General features: G+C 38.3%; 15 protein-coding genes and 2 pseudogenes. 5 read left to right on the forward strand and 12 right to left on the reverse strand.

The window, feature by feature from the left end:
* Positions 1-530, forward strand: a pseudogene (locus tag FJR08_RS22670) (hypothetical protein); the annotation flags it as partial.
* A 558-nt stretch (positions 531-1,088) separates the two neighbouring features.
* On the opposite strand, the gene FJR08_RS22675 reads toward FJR08_RS22670, so the two are convergent.
* Positions 1,089-1,667 (reverse strand): PleD family two-component system response regulator, encoded by a 579-nt coding sequence (locus FJR08_RS22675; RefSeq protein ID WP_015081433.1) that lies wholly within the window; start codon positions 1,665-1,667, stop codon positions 1,089-1,091.
* 237 nt (positions 1,668-1,904) lie between these two features.
* Between FJR08_RS22675 and lipA the strand changes: the two genes are divergently transcribed.
* Both lipA and psaX read left to right on the forward strand, forming a co-directional pair.
* Entirely contained in the window at positions 1,905-2,801 is an 897-nt protein-coding gene (gene lipA, locus FJR08_RS22680) for a lipoyl synthase (RefSeq protein ID WP_168634657.1), read from the forward strand.
* 205 nt (positions 2,802-3,006) lie between these two features.
* On the forward strand, positions 3,007-3,126 hold the full coding sequence (psaX, locus tag FJR08_RS22685) for a photosystem I protein PsaX (RefSeq protein ID WP_015081431.1): 120 nt from the start codon (positions 3,007-3,009) through the stop codon (positions 3,124-3,126).
* Between the two features lie 21 nt (positions 3,127-3,147).
* Here psaX and FJR08_RS22690 read toward each other — a convergent pair whose 3' ends face one another.
* From FJR08_RS22690 to FJR08_RS23885, 6 genes and pseudogenes are all read right to left on the reverse strand, one after another.
* The gene (locus FJR08_RS22690) at positions 3,148-4,017 is read right to left on the reverse strand and encodes a branched-chain amino acid ABC transporter permease (RefSeq protein ID WP_168634658.1); all 870 of its coding nucleotides are present in this window, start codon (positions 4,015-4,017) and stop codon (positions 3,148-3,150) included.
* 502 nt (positions 4,018-4,519) lie between these two features.
* The gene (locus tag FJR08_RS22695; RefSeq protein WP_168634659.1) at positions 4,520-9,052 is read right to left on the reverse strand and encodes a response regulator; all 4,533 of its coding nucleotides are present in this window, start codon (positions 9,050-9,052) and stop codon (positions 4,520-4,522) included.
* Positions 9,053-9,177: 125 nt separating this feature from the next.
* Positions 9,178-11,967 (reverse strand): methyl-accepting chemotaxis protein, encoded by a 2,790-nt coding sequence (locus FJR08_RS22700; RefSeq protein WP_168634660.1) that lies wholly within the window; start codon positions 11,965-11,967, stop codon positions 9,178-9,180.
* A 16-nt stretch (positions 11,968-11,983) separates the two neighbouring features.
* The gene (locus FJR08_RS22705) at positions 11,984-12,517 is read right to left on the reverse strand and encodes a chemotaxis protein CheW (protein WP_168634661.1); all 534 of its coding nucleotides are present in this window, start codon (positions 12,515-12,517) and stop codon (positions 11,984-11,986) included.
* 7 nt (positions 12,518-12,524) lie between these two features.
* The gene (locus FJR08_RS22710; protein ID WP_015081426.1) at positions 12,525-12,896 is read right to left on the reverse strand and encodes a response regulator transcription factor; all 372 of its coding nucleotides are present in this window, start codon (positions 12,894-12,896) and stop codon (positions 12,525-12,527) included.
* Between the two features lie 580 nt (positions 12,897-13,476).
* A pseudogene (locus tag FJR08_RS23885) lies at positions 13,477-13,761 on the reverse strand (DUF4388 domain-containing protein); the annotation flags it as partial.
* 55 nt (positions 13,762-13,816) lie between these two features.
* Here FJR08_RS23885 and hmpF point away from each other — a divergent pair.
* Positions 13,817-15,565, forward strand: a complete 1,749-nt coding sequence (hmpF, locus tag FJR08_RS22715) for a pilus motility taxis protein HmpF (RefSeq protein ID WP_168634662.1) — start codon at positions 13,817-13,819, stop codon at positions 15,563-15,565.
* Between the two features lie 259 nt (positions 15,566-15,824).
* Here hmpF and tilS read toward each other — a convergent pair whose 3' ends face one another.
* From tilS to FJR08_RS22735, 4 genes are read right to left on the reverse strand one after another with little or no spacing between them, the layout of a single operon-like run.
* Positions 15,825-16,826, reverse strand: a complete 1,002-nt coding sequence (gene tilS / locus FJR08_RS22720; protein WP_168634663.1) for a tRNA lysidine(34) synthetase TilS — start codon at positions 16,824-16,826, stop codon at positions 15,825-15,827.
* Positions 16,823-17,833 carry a serine/threonine-protein kinase gene (locus FJR08_RS22725; RefSeq protein WP_015081423.1) on the reverse strand — a complete coding sequence of 337 codons (1,011 nt, stop codon included), beginning with the start codon at positions 17,831-17,833 and terminating at the stop codon, positions 16,823-16,825. The genes tilS and FJR08_RS22725 overlap by 4 nt, the downstream gene beginning before the upstream one ends.
* 26 nt (positions 17,834-17,859) lie before the next feature.
* Positions 17,860-19,350: an ABC transporter substrate-binding protein gene (locus tag FJR08_RS22730; RefSeq protein WP_168634664.1), complete on the reverse strand. Its 1,491-nt coding sequence runs from the start codon at positions 19,348-19,350 to the stop codon at positions 17,860-17,862.
* 1 nt (position 19,351) lies between these two features.
* Entirely contained in the window at positions 19,352-20,671 is a 1,320-nt protein-coding gene (locus tag FJR08_RS22735; RefSeq protein WP_168634665.1) for an NB-ARC domain-containing protein, read from the reverse strand.
* A 164-nt stretch (positions 20,672-20,835) separates the two neighbouring features.
* Here FJR08_RS22735 and FJR08_RS22740 point away from each other — a divergent pair, with 164 nt between their 5' ends.
* Positions 20,836-21,003, forward strand: coding sequence for a hypothetical protein (locus FJR08_RS22740; RefSeq protein ID WP_168634666.1), 168 nt, complete (start codon positions 20,836-20,838; stop codon positions 21,001-21,003).
* A gap of 11 nt (positions 21,004-21,014) precedes the next feature.
* Here the strand turns inward: FJR08_RS22740 and FJR08_RS22745 are convergent, their stop codons facing one another.
* Entirely contained in the window at positions 21,015-22,049 is a 1,035-nt protein-coding gene (locus FJR08_RS22745; RefSeq protein WP_254435833.1) for a LuxR C-terminal-related transcriptional regulator, read from the reverse strand.
* Positions 22,050-22,257: the final 208 nt, after the last annotated feature.

Below are 22,257 nucleotides of genomic sequence, written 5' to 3' on the forward strand. Positions count from 1 at the left end.
TCTGGAAAAACGTTTCTGGAAACTATCTGCATATCTGGAGTTTAGATAGTAACTGGAATTTTGTTTCTTCAGAAGGACAATTTGGATTAAATTCGGCTGATGCTTTCACTCAAGAAACTAATTTCGGCATAGATGCTAATGGTGATGGTATTATTGGCAATCCTTACACAGTAATTGAATCAGCCGGCAATACTAAACTGGTCAAAGATACAGCTAATAAATACTTTGTCCAAGTGGGAACAGCTACCCCAATTGCTATTCAAAATAGTGGAGTGCAAATCTTCCCAGATATCTATCCAGGATGGCAAACTTTAGCAGTGGAAACTGTGAATGGGGATAACCAAGTTCTCTGGAAAAATACTGCTGGAAACTACTTGCATATTTGGCATTTGGATAATAGCTGGAATCGCGTTTCTTCCGAAGGACAATTTGGATTAAATTCTGCGGCAGCTTTCACTCAAGAAACTAATTTTGGCATAGATGCCAATGGTGATGGTATTATTGGCAATCCTTACATTGCTATCGTTTAACTTAGAGGTTGTTTGAAAAGTATTAGATGAAACCGATAATCTCCAGAAACCTAACCCCCCTTCCCCCCTTCCCTACAAGGGAATGGGGGTTTCAAAGCCTCTCCCCGCGTCGGGGAGAGGTTTGGAGAGGGGTTTATTTATACATTAAAAACTTTTCAAACATCCTCTTAGAAGCTAGAAGCCTCTCATTTCCTTATCGGGCAGGTGAGGGGCTTCTACTTTTTTAAGCTAAAATTCAGATATAGCAGAATTTAGCTCAAACCCTACTTTCTGTAGATAAATCAGTTTTGATGTTGTCGCAGAACGTTGTCGAAAAATAAGATAATTTTGCCCAGATTTAACAGAGCTTTCATTGTTTTTTGCAAGTTGAGTTGTATTTTGAATGTGCCATGACAGGCTTGCGATAAAACTGATCGCAAAGAATACAGATCGAAATCTCATCCTGAGTATCTCGCTCCTAAACTCAATGCTGATAATAGCTTTTTCAAGTTGGAGGTGACTATTCTTGTTATTAATACTAAGTATTTCAGATGACAAGAATTATTACCAAAGACAAAACTACTTAATTTTCTGTTTAATGAAAGTCACCACTTGATTAAGCTGTTTTTTCAAGTTGTCAATTTCTCCTTGCATCTTGACAATTTTATCATTTAGTAATTTGATGTCAGCAGATGAATCTACACCATTAGCAGCAGCAGTGGCTGGAACGAGTTGTTGATTTGCAGAACTAACTGGAGGTGTATTTAAGGCTGAACGGGGAATTTTCGACTTCACCATTGCTGACTTAATAGCCCCAATGAGTTGCTTTTGATCAAAAGGTTTACCCAGAAATTCAAAATATTCAAATGGTTCTACAAATTTTTCCGTTACCTCTTCCTTGCGGCCTGACATGATCACCAAGGGAATTTTCCGTAACTCTGGTTGAGCTTGAATATTCTGGAAAACCTCCCAACCACTCATTTTCGGCAGTAGGAAATCCAGCATGATCAAGCTGACTTTTTCCTGACGCATCAGATTGTATCCTTCCAACCCATCCTTTGCCTCAATTACCTCAAAATTACCCGGAGCTAACATTTCCCGTACTTTTACCCTGACAACGGTAGTGTCGTCAATAACTAAAATTTTGTTACTTGCCACAACTGATTACTCTCCTAAAAATTTTATGTTTAGATGGCTGGTTGCCCACTGCTTTTAAGAATTCTCTCGCTATATCTCAAATTTATGTAGATTGGGGAAGAGTATTTTCTAAGACAAATTCTCAAAATGCAAGTGTTGTATGAAACTTTTACTGACGTTTTGATCAATTTGTACCATATTTGTCTAAACTACACATTTTTGAACTTTCTCCTCCCCCTATTCCCTATTCGCTACTATATGAATTCTCCACAACAAGTTGATATCAAGTCAGAAATTATGACTATGCCTAGCTGGTTGCGTCGCCCTCTTGGCAAAGCTAGTGAAATCTCTACTGTCCAACGTATCATTAAGCAACGACAAATCCACACAATTTGTGAAGAGGGGCGTTGTCCAAATCGGGGTGAATGCTACGCCCAAAAAACGGCAACTTTTTTATTAATGGGTCCAACTTGCACTCGCGCCTGTGCTTTTTGTCAAGTAGATAAAGGTCATGCCCCAATGGCTTTGGATGAACAAGAACCCCAAAAGGTGGCAGAATCAGTACAACTTTTAGGGTTGCGGTATGTGGTATTAACTTCTGTAGCTCGTGATGACTTAGCTGACGGCGGAGCAGGTCATTTTGTCAAAACAATGGAAACTATCCGCCACCTGAACCCTGAAACTCAAATTGAAGTCCTGACATCAGATTTTTGGGGTAGTGGGGGTGCAGAAGTTCAACGTCACAGCCTAGCGATGATTATTCAGGCTCAACCAGCTTGTTTTAACCATAATGTTGAAACAGTCCGCAGGTTAACCCCAACCGTGCGCCGAGGGGCAAAATATGACCGCTCCTTGGCTGTATTAGCGACAGTTAAAGAGTTGAATCATCAGATTCCTACAAAGTCAGGTGTGATGGTGGGACATGGAGAAACAATAGAGGAATTAATTGAGACAATGGCGGATTTACGATCTGTAAAATGCGATCGCCTCACCATTGGCCAGTATATGCGTCCTTCTTTAGAACATCTACCCGTCCAAAAATACTGGACTCCAGCCGAATTTACCGAACTGAGCAATATAGCCCAGGAAATGGGATTTAATCACGTCCGTTCCGGTCCCCTGGTTCGCAGTTCCTACCACGCCGGTGAAGAATAGGGGTAGGGGAGTAGGGGGAGGGGGAGTAGGGGGAGTAGGGGAGCATGGATATAAATTTCTTTATTTACTTCTTTCTTCCTCCTGACTCGGTGACTCGGTGACTCGGTGACTCCTGATTCCTTACAAAAACATTTTTAAAGAATTTGCAAAATTGGCGCGTGAGTTTGCTATTTCTTAAAAAGTCACTAAATTAGGAGAACCGCTTATGACTGCTAAGAGCAAACCTGCTGCTAAACCTTCCTACGTTTTCCGTACTGGTTGGGCATTGCTACTTTTGGCTATTAACTTTTTAGTAGCAGCTTACTACTTCCACATCATTGACTAGTTAGAAGTAGGCTGGTGCTGCTTAAATCGTGCCTTTGAATAAACCCTTGGGGCGAATAAGCAGCACCAAAATCATGATTAATAGGGCTACACCTTGCTTATACTGTGAACCTAGCCAGGGGGTGCTAACTTCTTGGGCAATACCAATAATAAACGCTGCGGCGATCGCTCCGTAAGGATTGCCAATTCCGCCCAAAATCACTGAAGCAAACAAAGGTAAAATCAAAAACCAACCCATATTTGGACGCACGGCGGTAATTAGCCCGTACATACTGCCACCTAAAGAAGTAAATGTCCCAGCAATTACCCAAGTCCACAAAATTACTCGATCAACATTAATACCAGAAACTCTAGCTAAATCTAAATCATCAGCTACTGCCCGCATTGCCTTACCAATTTTGGTATTTTGCAGCAAGTAGTGAAGCGATAAAATCGCCATAATCGCTAATCCCAGCACCAATAATTGATTTTGCGGTACTTTTAATGTCCCAAATTCTAAAGCCGGAATCACAGGCAAATTATAATTTTGGTTTTTACCTCCCCAGAGAAAAATAATCCCATTGCGGAGAAATAAAGCTAGACCGATAGAGATAATAATCAGAGTTGTCGCACTAGCACGGATAGACCGCATTTTTGACCACAGCAACTTTTCTGCTAGTAACATTCCTCCCACAGTTCCCAAGGTAGCCACAATCATTGACAGCCAAATATTTAGACCCATACCATTGACTATAAGGGTTAAATAAGCTCCCAAAGTGAGAAAATCACCGTGGGCAAAATTAGACAACCGCAAAATCCCATAGGTTAAGGTCAGTCCAACTGCTGCTAGGGCGATAATGCTACCTACAGCAATACCGTTGATAATTAATTGAGCAAATTGTTGTATATCCATAAATATGAAGTTACGGTGAAATTATTGTGAATTTTTGAAGTTGCTATTCAGTCAGAGGGAACAGAAAACTTATGTAGTGCGGGCATCTTGCCCGCTATATATGCAGGGGAAACGCATCTAAATATTATTGACAAAATACCGTTTTAATGTATAAACCAAGAAATCCCTATTTATCGTTTGATTGATTTTTTCAGGATCATAGTGATGGACTAAAATATTGTCAATAAGTGGTCGTTAATGCGAATATTTTGGTCATTATTGAGATTGAATCGCCCTTATTGATAAGATGCGCTTTCCCTGGGGAAACCCCGTCCCTGCGGGTGCAAAACATTTCAGCAGTTATTAAGTAGGTTGGCGTTAAAAATTCTCGTTATAGCAAGGCAAAAGGCACTCATGCAAGAGGCAAGGGTGAAGAAGTTTTCAGCGATTTTACATTTCTTTACACAGTTTGGTTTTATTGTGTTGACTTACTTACCTCTTGCGAGAAATCCAGGAAAAAGGGTTAAGCAATTACGAGTTTTTCTCCTTTGAGCATCCGCGAAGCTGCTTCTAAAAGTGCTTCTTCTAAATAGGGTTTAGTTAAGTAGCCACTAGCCCCAAGCTGTAGCGCCATTTGTCTATGTTTGTCAGCACCACGAGAGGTAAGTATAGCAATAGGTAGCTGGTCAAAAGAACTATCTTTTTGAATCCGTGAGAGAAATTCTAGTCCATCACAACGAGGCATTTCGATGTCACAGAAAACGATATCGCAAGGTAAACCGGAACGAAGTTTATCCCAGGCTTCTTGTCCATCACGGGCTTGTTCTACACGATATCCAGCTTTTGTAAAGGTCAGAGATAAAAGTTGTCTAACTGTGATCGAGTCATCAACAATTAATACTGTTATTTCTACCTTATCAGCGAGTGGGATGTCTATTGAGGATAAACCTGAGTGCTGCCAATTGCCACCGATATGTTTAGGCATCTTACCTTGGAAGATATCAATAATTTCCAATACGTCAGCGATAGGCATAATCATACCATCGCCAAGAACTGTAGCACCAGCTATACCACTGGGTTTAGGTGCTGGACCTTCAAATTGCTTAATTACAATTTCCTGTTCACTCAGAATTTGATCAATTTGTAAAGCAATCATTGTATTCCCTGAGCGGACAATGATTACAGAAATCAGATCATCATCTTTTTTAGCCCCATAGACGTTCCCACGGGTAAGCTGACGATTAAACACTAAGATGTCTTTTAAAGGTTGGAAGGGGAGGTTAATATCTCTCCAAACAATAAATGATTGTCCCTCAGCATCTTGCTGAATGTTTTTGGCTGCGATACTTAGAGTATCCTCTACACCATCCATGGGAAAAGCGATTCTGGTGCGATCACAGATGCAGAATAGGGCTTTACAAATACTCAGAGTCAGTGGCAGACGAATTGTAAAGCTAGTTCCTTTACCTAGTGTGGAGTCAGTCCCAACGGTCCCGCGAATTTCGCTGATATCGTTTTGGACGACATTCATGCCCACACCCCTGCCTTTGATATCGTCTACTTCATCGGCGGTACTGAAGCTAGGGAAGAATAAAAGTTCATAGGCATCTATCCGAGGCATGGTTTGTGCCTGTTCAGGGGTCAGGATACCTTTTTTAACTGCCTTGTTTTTAACTTTTTGATGATCAATACCAGCGCCATCGTCACTGACAGAAATAATGGTTTGGTTTCCTTGTTGTAAGGCGCGAATATTAATGATACCTGTGGGTGATTTACCCGCTGCTTGCCGGATTTCTGGGGTTTCAATGCCGTGGGCGATCGCATTATTGACCATGTGAGTCAAAGGATCTGTCAGATGATCTAAAATCATCTTGTCAACCAGGGTATCAACACCTTCTGTGACTAACTCTACCTGTTTGCCATATCTAATGGCATTATCCCGCACTCCTCGCCGTAAGCGATCAACAGCTTGGGCAAATGGCACCATTCGGGCTTTTGTTAGTCCTGCTTGTAGCTGGCTAGTTGCTTGGCGTAACTGTCGGACTACCTGTTCTGTTTCTTCGGTAATAAAGTCAATATCACTGGCTGACTCCCGGACTCGCACGATGAACTCAATCATTTCTTGCGCCAGGATATGAAAAGGCGTAAATCGATCCATTTCGATTTCGCTGAACCCACGATTATGGGAATTGCCCGATGAATTATCATATTCTCTAGAGCGGCGAGTGGAGAGAAGAGAGGATTCTACGAGCGATCGCTCGTAGTATTCCTGCATCCTCATTCCCACATCGGAGAGGTGCTGCACCTGAAGCAATAGGCTATCTAGTGCCTGTCGCAGACGTTCATGATCCTGCTCTAAGGTGTTGCGATTTACCACCAACTCCCCAACCAGGTTACTCATATCATCCAGTTGTTTAACTGGAATTTTCATGCTTTCTTCTTTTATCGTCCGTCGAGTCATGGGACGGGGGATTTTACTTGTAGAAGTTTTTCTTGATGTTGCTGATGAGTTAGATATTTTTTTATCAGCCTGTTCTAACAAGTTTTCTAATTCACTAAATTCATCTTCTAGTCCCAAGAGGTTGTCCTGAGCTTGTCGAAGGGGCAAAAAAGTATTTTGAGACTTAACTACAGTAGGTTGAATAATTATTGGTGGCTGTGAACTAATCTTTAGTCCATTATCTTCATTCTCACTCAGCAATGCTTCTAATGCTGCAAAATCTTCATCTTGAATAGATTCCTGACGGGTACTTTCTTCTGGGAATGCGGACAAAAATGCTTCTATTGCCGCAAATTCATCCAGTAAAGATAGTTCTACCAGAGTTGCGCTGGCAGGTTCATCTAAAAATGCTTCTATTGCCGCAAATTCATCTAATGAAAATTCTTCTCCATTTGCCAACTCTAATTGTGGAGAAGTTTCACCCACTACAGAAATATCTGTTTCTGGTTCTGTGGTTACATCTCCAAAATCACCAAATAAATTATCTTCAGTTTGCGTCTGGCTATCAGTATCTGATGTGAAAAATAAATCAAAAGATTGTTCTTGTGCTTGGGAAATCAGATCAAACTCTTTTGTATCTAAACTATTATTTGTAGCTGAAAGCTGATTTTTGGGAACAATCTCAACTGATGCACTAAATAAACTTTGCTCTAATTCTTTAGCTATATCTTGATTAACTGAAGTAGTAATTTCTGAGTCTGTTGTGTCCAGATCATCCCAGAAGTTATCTAAATTATCTATTGAATTAGCAAGATTAGTTGTAATTTCTGATGTTCCAAATAAGTCATCAATTTCATTTGTTACCGGTGGTGGATTTTTTGCTACTTCTACAAACAGATTATCTAATGATAAACTTTCTGGTGCTGATGGTTTTATTTTTGATGTTTTTATGGTTGTAGGAATAATTTTTGCGGAAGAATTAGCATTTTCATCTGCCTGACTTTTTGCGTATTTATCCTCCTCTAATAACAAATTATCAAAACTGATTTCAGAGGCACTGGCTATTTCTGAGAGGGCAATATTTTCTGCTTCAGTTATTTCAAATATAACCGACAATTCATCGTCTTCAGTGAATGTCAATAATTCTTCTAACTTATTAGTGTTAGTTGCCTCATTTTCAGGATCAAGCTGGCGATATTCTCTAGAAATTGAGATTAATTCTGTGAGAACATCATCTGAGGGGAATTGTAAATCTGGACTATTGTCCAACAGATTACCAAATTCTATCGGTTGAGAATCAACTGTTTCCGATTGCAGATTTGACAAAGAGATATTGTCTGTTTCTAATAAATTGTCATCAAATAAGACAGTTAACTCATCTCCATTGTTTGCAGTTGTTTCATGTTTATCGTCATTTTCAAAGAAAAGGAAATCAGCTAAATCGTGATGATTCTCTTCAACTTCACTATTAGTAATTAGTAGTTGATAGTTAGTGATATCTTCTAATATTTCTTCTTGTTGCCAATTATCATCTAAATCAGGTGTATCACTTTCAAATAAATCAGCAAGACTGTTTAACTCAGAAAGTCCTATCTCTGGAGGATTGTGAGTCAAGATTGACTGATGATGATTAAACAACGATTGATTAATAAATTCAGTTGTGTTAGTGGTATTTAGTGCTGCTAATGGTTCTAAATTTAGTTCTGTTGTGTCTGTAAATAAAGTTTCCTCAGCTTCCGTTTCCTCAAATTCCAATAACTCGAGTTGTGGGAGAGGAAACAGAGTTTCTAGCTGTTGACTAATCGCGATTTTTGCATCTTGATTTTGAAGAACTAATTCTTGAGCCTGTTTAATTTCAGTAATAATAATTTTGGCTAAAGTCAGATAACTATGATCAGGATTGGATATGGCAAGGGCTGCCGATTCACACAAACTACACCAATTTGATAAATTTAAGTCTCTACCAATTTTTACTAATTGATGACAGCATTCTTGCAAATTTTCGCGGGAACGCCCTAAGTTAGTTTGTTTAAACTGTTGCAGCATTTCCCGCAGAATTTCTAATACCTGCCCTTGAAACTCTGTCCAATCCTGATTTTGTCTGGTTGTTACAGGTGATTTCTGGATCTGTGGAATCACAGATATTGGTGGTTGGAGATGATTGTGATTAAGGTTGTTTACTCGATTATTTCCTTGCTTTAACAGTGTTTCTATATGCTCATTCAGCCATTGCATGACTGGTTCAGTTTTAAGCATCAAAGCTTGAGCTTTTTCTGCTGATAAACCAAAGGGATTGCCAAGACTGTCTATCAGCGCTTTTAATGTATCACAGACATCCAGCAGTAAAGATTCTAGCCTTTGGTCTACTTGAATAGGATGCTCCTTCAGAATCTTGAAGCAATCCTCAAGTCGGTGGGATGTTTGCTGAATACTACTTAGACCCAACATGGCCGCACCACCTTTGATAGAGTGGGCTGCACGGAAGACTTCATTAATCATTTCTGAATCTTCCAGGGTACTTTGGAGATTCAGCAATCCCTGTTCAATAGTGTTTAGGTGTTCCCTGGCTTCTTCGAGAAAGTAACCTAAAATCCGTTGTTGTTGTTCCGGCTGCATAGTGAGTTAAATCAGCTTACTAAGGGTAAAAGGTTAAAGAAAAGGCGCATAGCAAACAAAAAAGGTAAAAGACTAGGTATAGAAGTAGACATTGATTGTCACTTTTGCCCTGTTACTTTTGCCCATTACCTCGATTCAATAGTTTCCACTCGGAAGCGTTCCACAGAGGCAATCAAGTCTCGGGATACTCCCACTAAATGTTGCAATGCTCCAGAAATCCGCTGTGCTTCTTGAGAGGTTTCTTGTGCCGTTAGTTCCACAGATTGCATTACTTGTGCCACAGCACGAGAAGTTTCCGTTTGTTCTACGGTATCACTGGTAATTGATCTTACCAAAATATCAATATGATCGGCTACTTGGATAATATTGTCTAGCGATCGCTTGGCTTCTTCTGCTAATCTAGTTTGATGAATTACCTGTTGTGTCCCTTCTTCCATAGCTGTCATAACGGAGCTAGTTTCGCTTTGAATTTGCATCACGATTTGCTCAATTTCTTTTAAGGACTTAGCAGATCGATCTGCCAACTGTCGCACTTCATCAGCTACAATAGCGAATCCTCTACCTGCTTCTCCCGCTCTTGCCGCTTCAATACTGGCATTAAGAGCTAACAAATTGGTACGGGAAGCAATTTGTGAAACTATGGCAACAATAGAGTTAATTTCTTGGGAAGATTCCGCCAATCGTTTCACTTTTCGGCTAGTTTCTGCCACTGTTTCCCGAATTTCCAAAATCCCTACCACCGTATTTTCTACCGCTTCTCCCCCTTTCTGAGCGATTTTACTGGCTTCACGGGCTACAGTTTCCGCTTCCTTGGCTGCTTCTGCTACCCGTTGGATGGAATCAGTCATGACCTGGACGGAATTCAAAGTCACAGCTAACTCTTCTGCTTGTCGTAAAGCATCCCCAGATAAGGCTCTAGCAAAAGTTTCGGAATTGGTTGAACCTTTGGTCACATCCCGTGCCACCACTTTTACCTGTTGGACAATATCCCGGAGATTTTGAATTGTCAGGTTAAAGGCATCAGCAACCGCTCCCAGTACGTCGGCTGTGACTTCGGCTTGAACTGTCAAATCTCCTCTGGCTGCTCCTTCTACGTCATCCAGAAGGCGAATTACCTGACGTTGCAGGTTTTCTTTAGCTTCTTCCATCTCCATGGCTTTGCGTTGGGCTTCATTCGTAGTTGTGAAAATTACCCTAGCCATATCATTAAAGCCAGTGGCTAAATAGCCTAATTCATCTTGTGAATAGACTGTTGCTTCCACATTCATATTGCCTTGACGGACAGAATCAAACTGACTTTGCAGATCCTTAGTAGTCCGGCGAATTTGTTTGAGAGTGAGATTACTCATAAACCCAGCGGTAGCTGCACCTGTAGCTCCTGCGGCTAAGGCCATTAACCAACCTGTATTTCTCACGGATTCCCGTTGTTGAGCCGGTGAAATTGAAATTGCCGCCGCGCTCACAATAGCTACACCCACTAGTGATACTAAGCCGACAGTTCCGGCTATCCACCATTGTTTTTTCTCGAGGGAGGCGTTTTCAAAGGGTCCAAATAGGCCTTGGTCAAAGGCTACATTGGGTACTGTCTTCGCCACCTCTGATTGGGTAAAAACAGGAACTGCTTCTTGAGCGCCAGTAATTGTGAATAGTTCTTGATCACGATAACTGCGATCTTGATAAGCATCGCTTTCTTGATCATTGAATGAGTCATCAACAAATTGATTTAGCGAATTTCCCCGACTATCTGGAGATTCTGACAGCATTCCCCCATCGCCAAAACTGCTATCTTCAGTGAGATCAAATCCTGCTATATCACCGAGATCATCGAATTCATCAAAGTCGTTTAAAAACTCTATATTATTCTTATTACTGCCTCCACTGGAGATATTACTAGTATCTTTAGTGGAAATAAAGGTTTCAGCACCTAAATCTCCTTCATTCTCTGCCCCAAAAGCAGATTCAAACGCATCTAAGTCAAAACTATCATCATCAAAGTTATTTTTTGCTGATGAAGAGTTGAAATTAAACTGCCGTTGTGGTGGCGCAGAATTGTTGGTAAATGATGCCGATATTGGTTGATCTTGATTGTTGTTGATTGCCTGTTCGTTAATCTCTAAATATGTATCGTTTTCGCTGGGGGTTAAATCTTCAAAGTTATCATCCATTAAGTCGTCTATATCTTCCCCCATCAATATCTCAGTCTGATTTTCAGAGTCATAATCAAGGGATAATTTAGTTGCTGCAAAAGGTGAATAGCTGCTGGAATCATCACTAATTGCTGAAGTTTCATTAGCTAAATTGTGATTAATAACAGCCTGATTATCACCGCCAGAAATATCTTCTTGCCAAAAAGGTGGTAACTCTAATTGACCTGATATTGGATCACTGGTGAGATATTCGGTAGGTACACCAAAGGGATCATCACTCATGACACCATCTAAGGCATTGCTGTCAAATTCCATACTATCTGGATGACTTGCGAACGGATTATGTTCTCGAGGATCTAGGGGTGGCTCATATTCTGCAAAGGAGTTCATTTCCACACTGCGGCTATGCAAATTCCCCATCATCCCTAAATCCAAAGATTCTCCAGTTGTCACCAGACCATGAAATGGAGATTTATAATCACTAAAAGGCTCTGTATACTGATCTATAGTTGCAAGACAATTATTAACAAGACCAATAACTTCTTCTTCGCTTGTTAAATACAATACGCTTTGGTAGCTATCTTTAGCCACATCGTATTGTTGCAACATATAGTATGTATGTCCCTTTAACAAATGTAAGTTAGGGTCAGTTGGTGAATTTTGCACCAACTTATCAATTAATACCGCGGCTAATTCATAGTCTTGTTGCTCATAAGCTATTCTTGCCCGATCATAAGTTAGCTCTTGATTATCTATACGTGCTTCCATATCCTCCCTCCCTAGTTCATTCTGCCCACCGCGCACTTCGCAAAATTGCTATTTGATCCAGTAGTCGTAAATATTTTTTTTCTTTTTCTGTATCAAATAACCACTCTCCCCGCAAAAACGGAGCCATAGCATCTGGTACGTTATTTTGTGGCTTTAGATACTGTACATCAAGCCAGTCCATCCCACAAATTTCTTCTACTCCTAAGCCTACTATCGTATCTTGATCTTCAATGGCAATGACAGGGATTTCTGAGCAATCCGTGTTTAATGGGGTTGTTTCACCGATAAATTGCCCCAAATCAGCCACCCAAATCAAGCGTCCCCGTAAATTTAGCGTTCCTAAAAGTAAGGGAGATGTATTAGGAATTGGTGTAATCCGATCAGGACTAAGTTCAATTACTTCCCGAATTCCCATAGCTTGTAATGCAAATTCCTGACGTGAGGGCAGATAAAACCGCAAATGCAACTCACCTTGGGGACTTTCTAGTTGTAATTCGGGACGGAATTGATCTTGCTCACTTCCATTTAAAAAATCTGGTTTGTTAACCATATTATTTTCATCCTTGTCCTCGCAGCAGTTGTTTGACTGTTCCTACCAACTCGATTGGTTGAAAGGGTTTAGCTATATAGGCATCTGCCCCTTGTTTCATCCCCCAATAGCGATCGAATTCTTCACCTTTAGAAGAACACATGACTACAGGAACATTTTGGGTTTTAGGATCAGATTTTAAGCGCCGACAGAGTTCATAGCCATTCATGCGGGGCATGACAATATCCAAAACCACCAAATCGGGAGGTGCTTTGTGAATGGCTTCTAAAGCTTCTGCGCCATCGCTTGCATGAGTAACTTCTAAGCCACTAGCTTTCAGAAGGTCTGTCATCATCTCTCTTTGGACGATACTGTCCTCAACAATTAGAATTGTGCTCATAAATGTCTATTTACCTCCTGATTTAGACTTTCCCTTGAGGAAAATAATTTGCTCTCATGACAAAGATAAACTGTATAAATTAAGTCTATTTTTTCACTACTTTACCGTAGATGGAAGTTGGTTAGACAACTATTTTATTCTTGTGATAACATCTTTTAGCCCATCTTGCACCCAATCAGCAAGTCTTCTATCCTATTTGTACACCTGAACAATAATCTAAATTGAGATATTGCTCTATCAGCATTAGCAATTCTTAATCTGTAAAGGTTTAGTCAGATAATCAGTTGCCCCTACCATCCTGGCGTGAACACGATCAATTCTTGCACCTATTTAGTGATTTTGGCAACTAGTACAGCTTGGCGGAAATAAGTAGACCATTAAAAGCTACGAAACCTTGATTGATTACAAGGCTGAAAAATGGTATGTACATTTACGCCGCACGGTACTAGTGGCGGAATTTCTAAGGTAGTTAATTGTGGTACTAGTACAACACGGCATAAATAAACCAACCATTCTAAATCGTTAAAAAGCCTATACTGTCTTCGTTTTGACTTTTGACTTTTGACTTTTGACTTCCGCCCTGCGGTACTAGTGCTGTCCCTAAATCAAAAATGAAACTGCCTTGGTGTAAGTTTAAGAGATCAAATAAAGTCTCTTGTACTAAGCCATAAATGATTGTTCGCGCAATTTTTGGAGTAATAATATTCTGCCCCAAAAGCGCCCAGATATAAGCATACTCTGGAGAATTGGTGACTGTTAGGGATGCCAGTTCCTTGGATTCAAGTCGCTGTTGGACTCGGTAATGGCGTAAGTAATCGTCAATCCACGATAAACTACTGTCACATGCTTGGCAATAGACAATTTGACTATACGGTATATTTCAGAATACGGAGACAACGTACATCAAAAGGATTCACGGTGTGCTGTATTTAGCAGAAGTACAAAAACAGAAGAGTGGCTTACTTGGTAGTGGCAAAAGCGAACTAAAACTAATCGCTTGTCAACGTAATGATCAAAATTGGAGTCCAATACCGGACGAAATGATTATTGCTGATCAAGCGAGTAAATTAAATGATCGTGCATTGGTACTGGTGGAATTGAGTCCGAATCGTCAAGTACAGCGGATTCAAGATGCAGGTCGTCCATTGGTAAATATTTTGCAGAATTTTTCCCAACAAGTGCAAAAATTTAAACTCAAAGAAGAGGAAATTGATCAGTGGAAACAGTCGCTGATGATCCAGGCTCAGGAACTGAATCGTCGAGAAACCGAGATGGAATTTTATTGGGAGCAAGTACAAAGATTGGAGCATGACTCTAAACGGATAGATACACAGAAACATTTATTTGATACATCTCGTACAGAGATTGATCGATTACGGACAGAGGTTGAAAGTAATCACCGGGATTTAGAAGGGGCTTGGGAGCATTTGCGATTTGAACAGAGTCGCTTGGAGGAGATAAGTTTAAATTATCAAAAGTCTAAATCTGTAGATCAAGAGCGCAATCGAGTCCTGAGTGATTTACTTGATCGCTTATCTAGTCAAACTACTCCCATTGACACAGTTAAGGAAAGTCTTAATTATGCTTTTGAATTTGCAGATCAGCAACAGGATGCTTTAAATCTACATTGGCAAAAGTTGGAAATCCAACGTCATTCAGCTAATCAGCAGCAAAAGGAGGGAGAGGAACTGATGCAAAAGCTGTTTGGTTGCCAAAATGAATTGCAAAAGGTACAAAATTCCTTAGCACAACAAATTACTCAGGTGCAATTGAAAACAACAATAGTTAATAGTAAACAGGAATTAACTACGATACTCAAACAGCAGCTAGGAACGGAGGAGGAGTTTTACCAAAAGCTACATCATTTGGCAGCTAACACTGAAACTGAAGTTCCTAAATGGGGAATTGATGTAGCAGCCTTGCAGAAAATGCCTCTGAAGGAATTGGAGCAAATGGTGCAAAATTGGCAGGAGAAGTTAGACAGGGATTCTGATTTTGTGCAAGAACAAGAACAGGAACTTCAATACAAGCAAAAATTTATAGAAGAACTTCAGGAAAAAATTGTCCATTCCGCTGGGGGAGAACGGGTAAATTTAGAATTAGAATTAGCTGATGAACGGGATCTTTGCCAGATGCTAAACGAAAGTCTAGTTGGGCAAAGACGCAATTTGATCGGACAGCAAAAAACTCTCCAGCAAAAACAAGTTGTATTGTGGCAAAGACAAGGGATTGCGGTTGTCAGAGAAGGTGAATCTAGTAATTTAGAATCAATGGTTTTGCAACTTGAAGCCCAAAAACAGCAAAAATCTACCCAAATCCAGAAGCTAGAGGGTGACATGGTGCAGATGCTGACTACTATCGCCGCAGATCAAGAGACAATTGATCATCAAACCCAGGAAGTAGAAGCAAAGCGTCAGGAAGTCAACTCCCTAGAGGAGCAATTACTAAATTTACGAACAGCAACTGCTGAATGCTGGGGAAGAGTTAATCTTTATCAAGAAGCTCTGCAACCTATTCAGGATGCTCTTGATGGTTTACGGGATCAATTACAAAATATTTCTGAATCTTTAACTCAAGTCCAAGCAAGTGGTAATTCTCAATTTCTGATTGTTACCCAGATGCGTCAAACTCTCCAGAGTTTTATGAGTCTAACTCTCTCCCAGGGGTAAGTAACTAGTACCGCAGGGCGGAAGTCAAAAGTCAAAAGTCAAAACGAAGACAGTATAGGCTTTTTAACGATTTAGAATGGTTGGTTTATTTATGCCGTGTTGTACTAGTTGCTTATTTGCTCATTTTTCTTAATGGATGCTACGGATACAGATCCTTCTTTTTTTGATTAAGTTATACTCAACACGGCTTAATTATTTGATTTAAGCGGGTAGGGGTTTAGCATTGCTAAACCCCTACAAATCTAGGTTTTTCGTGATTTTACAAAAGTCCATGTCCCAACCGTTTTGAGTATATATAAATCCAGTCACCTTGGACTATTGCTGTCCAATCTCCAGGAAAAGGATCTGTTCGGGAACGATTGGGGGCTGTGATTAAGGCTGTGATTTTTTCAATGTGTTCAAAATTAGGGGCATCAGGAAGTATTTCTTGAAGTAGCTGACGCATGACCCGACGTTGTAAAGCTAGGGGTACTTTTTTTAATAAACAGCGGTTTACCTTTAAATTACCTTTCTCGCCCTGTACTGAGGCTTCTAGCCGCAACTGATGGGCTGTTTGTTCCAAATACTCTACCTCTGCTTGTAGAAGTTCGGCTGTTTGCGCTAAATTTGCTTCTACTTGGGGATTGAAATTCGCTTTTAAATAGGGGATTAATTCTTGACGAATGCGGTTTCGCGCATATTGTAAATTTTGATTGGTGGAATCTTCCCAAATTGGTAAATTAAACTCTTGACAAAATTGCTCTGTTTGGGAACGGTTAACTTCTAATAATGGACGCACTAACATGATATTGTCAGTTAGGGGACGTTGCCAAGTTAAAGCTTGTAAACCATCAGCACCAGTACCACGCATTAAATTGTATAGTAAAGTTTCCGCGCGATCGCTGGCGGTATGTCCGGTAATAATATATTGATAGTTATAACATTGGGCGATTTTTGTTAAAGCCTGATATCGCCAATTTCTGGCTGTGGCTTCACTGTTAACAGGTTGATTAGCTGTTTCTAAATAGAAGGGTGTGTGCCAAGTTTTCGCTAAATTGGCGACGTGGTGAGCATTAGCTTGGGAGTCTTCACGCCAACAATGATCACAATGGGCTATGGCTATGTTCCACTCCCATTTGGGTTGTAGATCTAATAGTAATTTAATTAAGCATAGGGAATCTTGTCCACCCGATACTGCGACTAATAGCTTTTGATTGCGCTCAAATAGATTACGGGCGCGGATAGTCCGATGTATTTGGGCGTGGAGGGGTGTCCATGTCATAATAGATATTTAATCAAAGGTAAAAAGAGAAACCCGCCAATCACACATAGAACAACGACGAAGAGAACTTTCAAGCCTATACCTAATGTAACTTCCATAGCTAGTAAAGTCAGAAAAACGAAATTGAGAGCAAAGCTGAAGAAAACAATTGGGATAGGGAGGATAACTTGTTTTTGACCAGCTTTAATTTTTTGGATGAACCGCAAAATTTTTTGTGTATTTTGTGGTCTATTTTTTGGATCATGCTCCATTAAATAATCAATTAAATCTTTAAATTCTTCAGAAATTTCTGGGGCTTTATCTTGCCATAATAACTTTCCGGTTTGTCTATCTCTTTGAAAGTTATCGTATCCAGGATAAGTTCCTGTGAGTAAGTGCAGAAATGTCCGCCCTAAGGAGAAAAAATCAGATGTATAATCTACCTCTTTACCGGCTTCTTGCTCTGGTGAACAATAGCCTAATGATCCCACTATTGTAGCCGGAATAGTTTGCTTTTGAATTTTTTGGATAAATTCTTTAACAATACCAAAATCAATTAATACTAATTGACCATCAGGTTTTAACATTATGTTATTTGGCTTAATATCCCGATGTAAATAGTTCTGACTATGAACATGAGATAGAATCAGGGTCAATTGTTCTAGCCATTCGATAGCTTGTTGGCTATTAGGAATTTTGTAATTTTGTTCCAACCATTTACCCAAATCCTGTCCAGCAATTTTCTCCATGACTAAACCATGTAAAGCTTCCGGGGTGTGAGGACATTTAAATTTAATGTAAGCATCCACTTCTACGCGGGGAATTCCCGGATTATTTAATTGTTGTAATACATTAAACTCTTGTTTAAAAAGTCCCAAGACTTTATCACTTGATTGGGTTAAAATTTTAATGACTTTATGATCATTCATTAACCTATCTTCTACTTCAAAAGTTTTACCAAAACCACCATCTCCTAATTCTTGCAGAACATGATAACGATTATGGATAATATCTCCAGGTTCAATCATAGCTTTCTCTCTTTTGGGTTAATCAACTACTTATTTATTTTAGAATTCTTGATCATTTGTTGACAATCTAATTTTGTCAAATCATAGTTCATTGGGACAAATATTGCCCCAGATATGGCACATTTAGTAGGGATAACACGAACTATTTGAGAAGTGTTTTCTATCATATCTCCATCATTATCAAAAGAGATAGTTCCTGAAGCTCCTCCTGTTACCTGTTTTATATTGTTTAATTGCTGCTGTATAGCCAATCTTTGGTTTGGCAAACTAGCAGATATAGATACTTTTTCTAGAGCTTTTGTCAAAACCAAAGTAGCATCATAAGATATTCCGGTTTGAACACCTATGTTAGCAGTTCCCCAAAGTTGTTTAGCTCTTTGAATCATCTCTTTATTAGGACTAGATAAAGGATGCCAAGGAACGACTATTAAAAGTTTTTTGACATTCTGTTTATAGAGTATAGTCTCATCATATAGAGTCGAGTATCCTGCCATTGGCAGTTGATCTTCATTGACATCTATCAGGTTTAAAGTATTTTTAAAACTATAATGATTAACTTTACCATCAGGAATGAGAATCAGTGCTTTTGCCCCTTGCTGCTTAACTTCATTTAAGATTTTACGGGGCATAAATTTAGATATAGATATATCTTGTTCAATTATCTTACTTGCACCTAATTGGTTACGAAATTCTTCAAAAGCAGATTGACTAAAAGTGCTGTTTGGATTGTAAAAAACAGCTACTTTTTCTTTAATAGCTAATTGTGATAATTGCAATTGCTCAATTAATTTAGGAATCTGAAGTTTCACACTGGGGATAGTCCGAAATAAGAAGTTTGGTAAAACTTTCTTACCGGAAAAAAGACTTTTTCTAGCAGCCGTAGCAGGAGCAATAACAACAACTTTGTTCTTTTGATAAACAGGTAAAGCTGCTTTAGTTACTTCAGATGTATAATGTCCAATGACTGCGATTACATCATTTTTAGAAAGCAGATGTTCAGCTAATTTATCAACTGTGTCAGGTTTATTTTCATCGTTAACAACCAGAATTTTTAAACCTGGATTTTTAGGATCTTTGTTGAAATCTTCTTGAAATTGTGCTGCACCTCTTAACAAGGCTTCTGCTATACCTCTAGCATCCTGATTAATAGGAATAACAATAGCAATAGTGTAACTTTTTTTGCCTTGTTGCATCAATTTGGCATTGTTGAGGTAGATTAAAATTTCTGGATTATTTTGATTCTTAAGTCTCTGTTTAGTAAAAAAATCAACAGCTTTTTTAAAGTTACCTTGTTGAAACAATGGAAATTTATTTTTTGTAAAGAGACTTTCTTCTCCACAAGATAAATTGTCATTTAACTCAAAATCTTTACACCAATTTTGAGAAAAAATATTTATCAATAATTGCGGATTAAAAATCAAATATATCCAGGAAGAAAAACTAAGTATCAAGATTATTAAAAATAACCATTTAGCTAAAATTGGATATTTACGGATTTTTCTGGAAAAATTTGTCATTTTAGTCATCTTTTTTAGGGAAACGTCTTTTAATATATTTAATAAGTAAAGGATGCACAATACAAAAAGTTGGTAATCTTTGGCTATCATCCCTTGCAATTAACCCATCTGTACATAATTTATCTATGGCTTGACCAATTTTTGCTTGAGAAATAGAGGGAAATAATTGATAAATTTCAGGAAGTGACATTGGTTCTGTTTCATAAACTAATTTTCGCACAATATTGAGTTCTATATTTGATAAACCAGAAATATGTTTATCAAATAAATCAGTTATGACATCATGAATAAAAAATGTTCCTTTGAGAAAGTCATCAATTTCACCATTATAATTATTTTGAATATGTTGAGCAGCAAATTCTAAAGCTGATGGATGTCCTTGATATTGTTTAATAAGTCTTTCTCTTCCCTTTTCTGACAATTTAAAATTATTCAATATGTATTGAGAATCTTGATTATTTAAACCAGTTAATGTTAATTCTCTAACTCTGGATCTGTCCACAATATCCATTTGTTGATGTGTTTGTAAACTGACAAATACTACGCAACTTTGATGTTCTAATGTTGCAACAGATTTTAAAAGTTTTCCATAGTTAGAATAGTTTATTTTTTGCTGATCTTCTGATATTTCATCAGTTGCCATTAGTTTTTCCCAATTATCAAAAATCAGTAAGCAACGATGTTGATTTAAGAAAGAAATTAGGCTAAGAATTCTCTGAGATATATTTTTTTTATGGGGATTTTTTTCTAAATTATTAGCTGGAAAATATGATTCTATATGAGTTAAAAAATCTTCTAAAAAAGGGGAATATTCAAGCTTCTTCCAGATAATATAATCAAATTTATCTTTAACTTTATCCACAAACTTTCTTAATAGTGGTGTTTTCCCAATCCCACCCATACCAAAAACCCCCACCAAAGGACAGTGTTCGTTAACTATCCATGTTTCTAACTTAGATAATTCTTCTACACGGCCATAGAAATCTTTAGGAACTGGTGCTTCCCGTAAATCTATCCGTAATAAATTGTTTTCTGTGTCTTCCTCAGTACCAGGATGTTCTAAAAGTCGTGGGAGAGTTAAGAAGCAATTCTTTTTGCTAACTTTTCTATCTGTAACTTGACTGAGGTATTTGAATAAATCAGGACCCGTATTATTTTTGATAGTGTCAACAGCATAACCGAGATTATCCATATTGGCATAGGCGATATTTTGCAAAGAATATTCTAAAATCGCTTCTTGACAAGCATTTAAATGAAAATCTATGCCTTTTTCACGCTTTACCCAATCCTTTAATCCTCTAATTATCTGTTTTGTATCCATGGTCTAGTTCTCTCCTGATATCCTGTTCTGGATTGTATCTTAATTTGCCATAACTTTATTAGTTTTATTAGTCTTTATTAGCTAAATACTGATTAGTTAATTGTATTTACAGTTACATCTAATATTGAGATACTTGATTGTGTAAGGACAAAAAAGAGGTTGTTATGGCTTATCAAGATAATTCAGTAATTTCACTGTCAGAAGTTGCTAATGTCAACAGACAGTATAATATTTTGCAGGTAATATCAATACAATCACTGCAAGGGCAAAATATTTGGTTTACACAGAGTCATCAAGGAGATGAGGATGATCCTATAGTTCCTCCTAATTAATTGAGCGGATATTATTTGTCTGGAGAATTAATAATTCTCATCGCTTCCAACTTACAAATTTCTAATTCTGGTAATTTACAATGGGCTTTTTTAAGTTCTTGATCATGGGTATAAAATTCTATAAAATTTCGCCATGATTCTCTAGAAGCTTGCCGATTTCCTTGTGCAGCTTGGACTTGTGCCAATAAGCAATAAGCTGGAGAATAATTGTTTTCTAATTCCAGACAAACAAGTAAATGTTGCTGTGCTTGTTCATAAGAATTTTGCTGAAAATATGCCCAAGCAAGATTTTTGTGTAATGAAACTTTAACTGTGTCATCTTTCACCTTTGACAAAATTGGTTCAATAATTTTCACAGCATCTGCACTATTTCCTTGGAGAATTTGCAACCGAGCTAAATTATTAATAGCAGCATCAGCAGCGCGGTTTTGATATTTAATTGCAATCTGATAGTGATGACAAGCATCATCTAAATTATCTAACTTTTCGTAAGTTGCCCCTAGATTATAGTGAGCAGAACCATGATTTTTATTTAATTCCACTGCTAATTCTAGATAAGATGCAGCAATTATAAAATCATTACTCAGGTAGCTTTCATGTCCTAATTGATTTAGAGATTTAGCAATTTCTTTTTTTTCTTTTTCACTGAAATTCATGCGTCTTAGCACCTTTTTTAATTCTTCTGGAACGGGTTTATAAACTGATAGTAAATACAAGATAGATTTAGTAATATCTTCATGATCTTCATCTTCTGTTTTTGCTAGTTCTTTTGTCCATTTAGATTGACTATCAGTTAATAACTCTGGTTTATATTTAGCAAACAATCCAACCAAGTCTGAGCGTTTGTAACGACGACTATCAGCAGGTTCATTATTCAGTCCAAATTCGTAACATATTCTTTCCACATACTTTCTCACGGATGCTTCTGTAATGTTCATCGCTTCGGCTATATCCATATCTGTATGGCCTGAAAGTATTTTCTGCAATACGTTTTTGCGGTTTTCTGTGAGGTTATAGAATACGCGTTCAAACTCTTGTTGATTCATTCTTGATTTTAATTGCATCAGTTATATATTCACGATTGTGACTATTTTACAGTAATTTAACATCAATTATGCTCTGTGATTATTATCACTTAGGCAAAGGTGATAGTTAAGTACGTGATCTGAAAATTTAAATCTCTGTTATGGGGTTGACACCTGTAAGTAAGTATGTCACACTCGTGTTTAATAGATATGTCACCGAATAGAAATA

This window comes from Dolichospermum sp. UHCC 0260, assembly GCF_009711985.1.
Lineage (GTDB): Bacteria > Cyanobacteriota > Cyanobacteriia > Cyanobacteriales > Nostocaceae > Dolichospermum > Dolichospermum lemmermannii.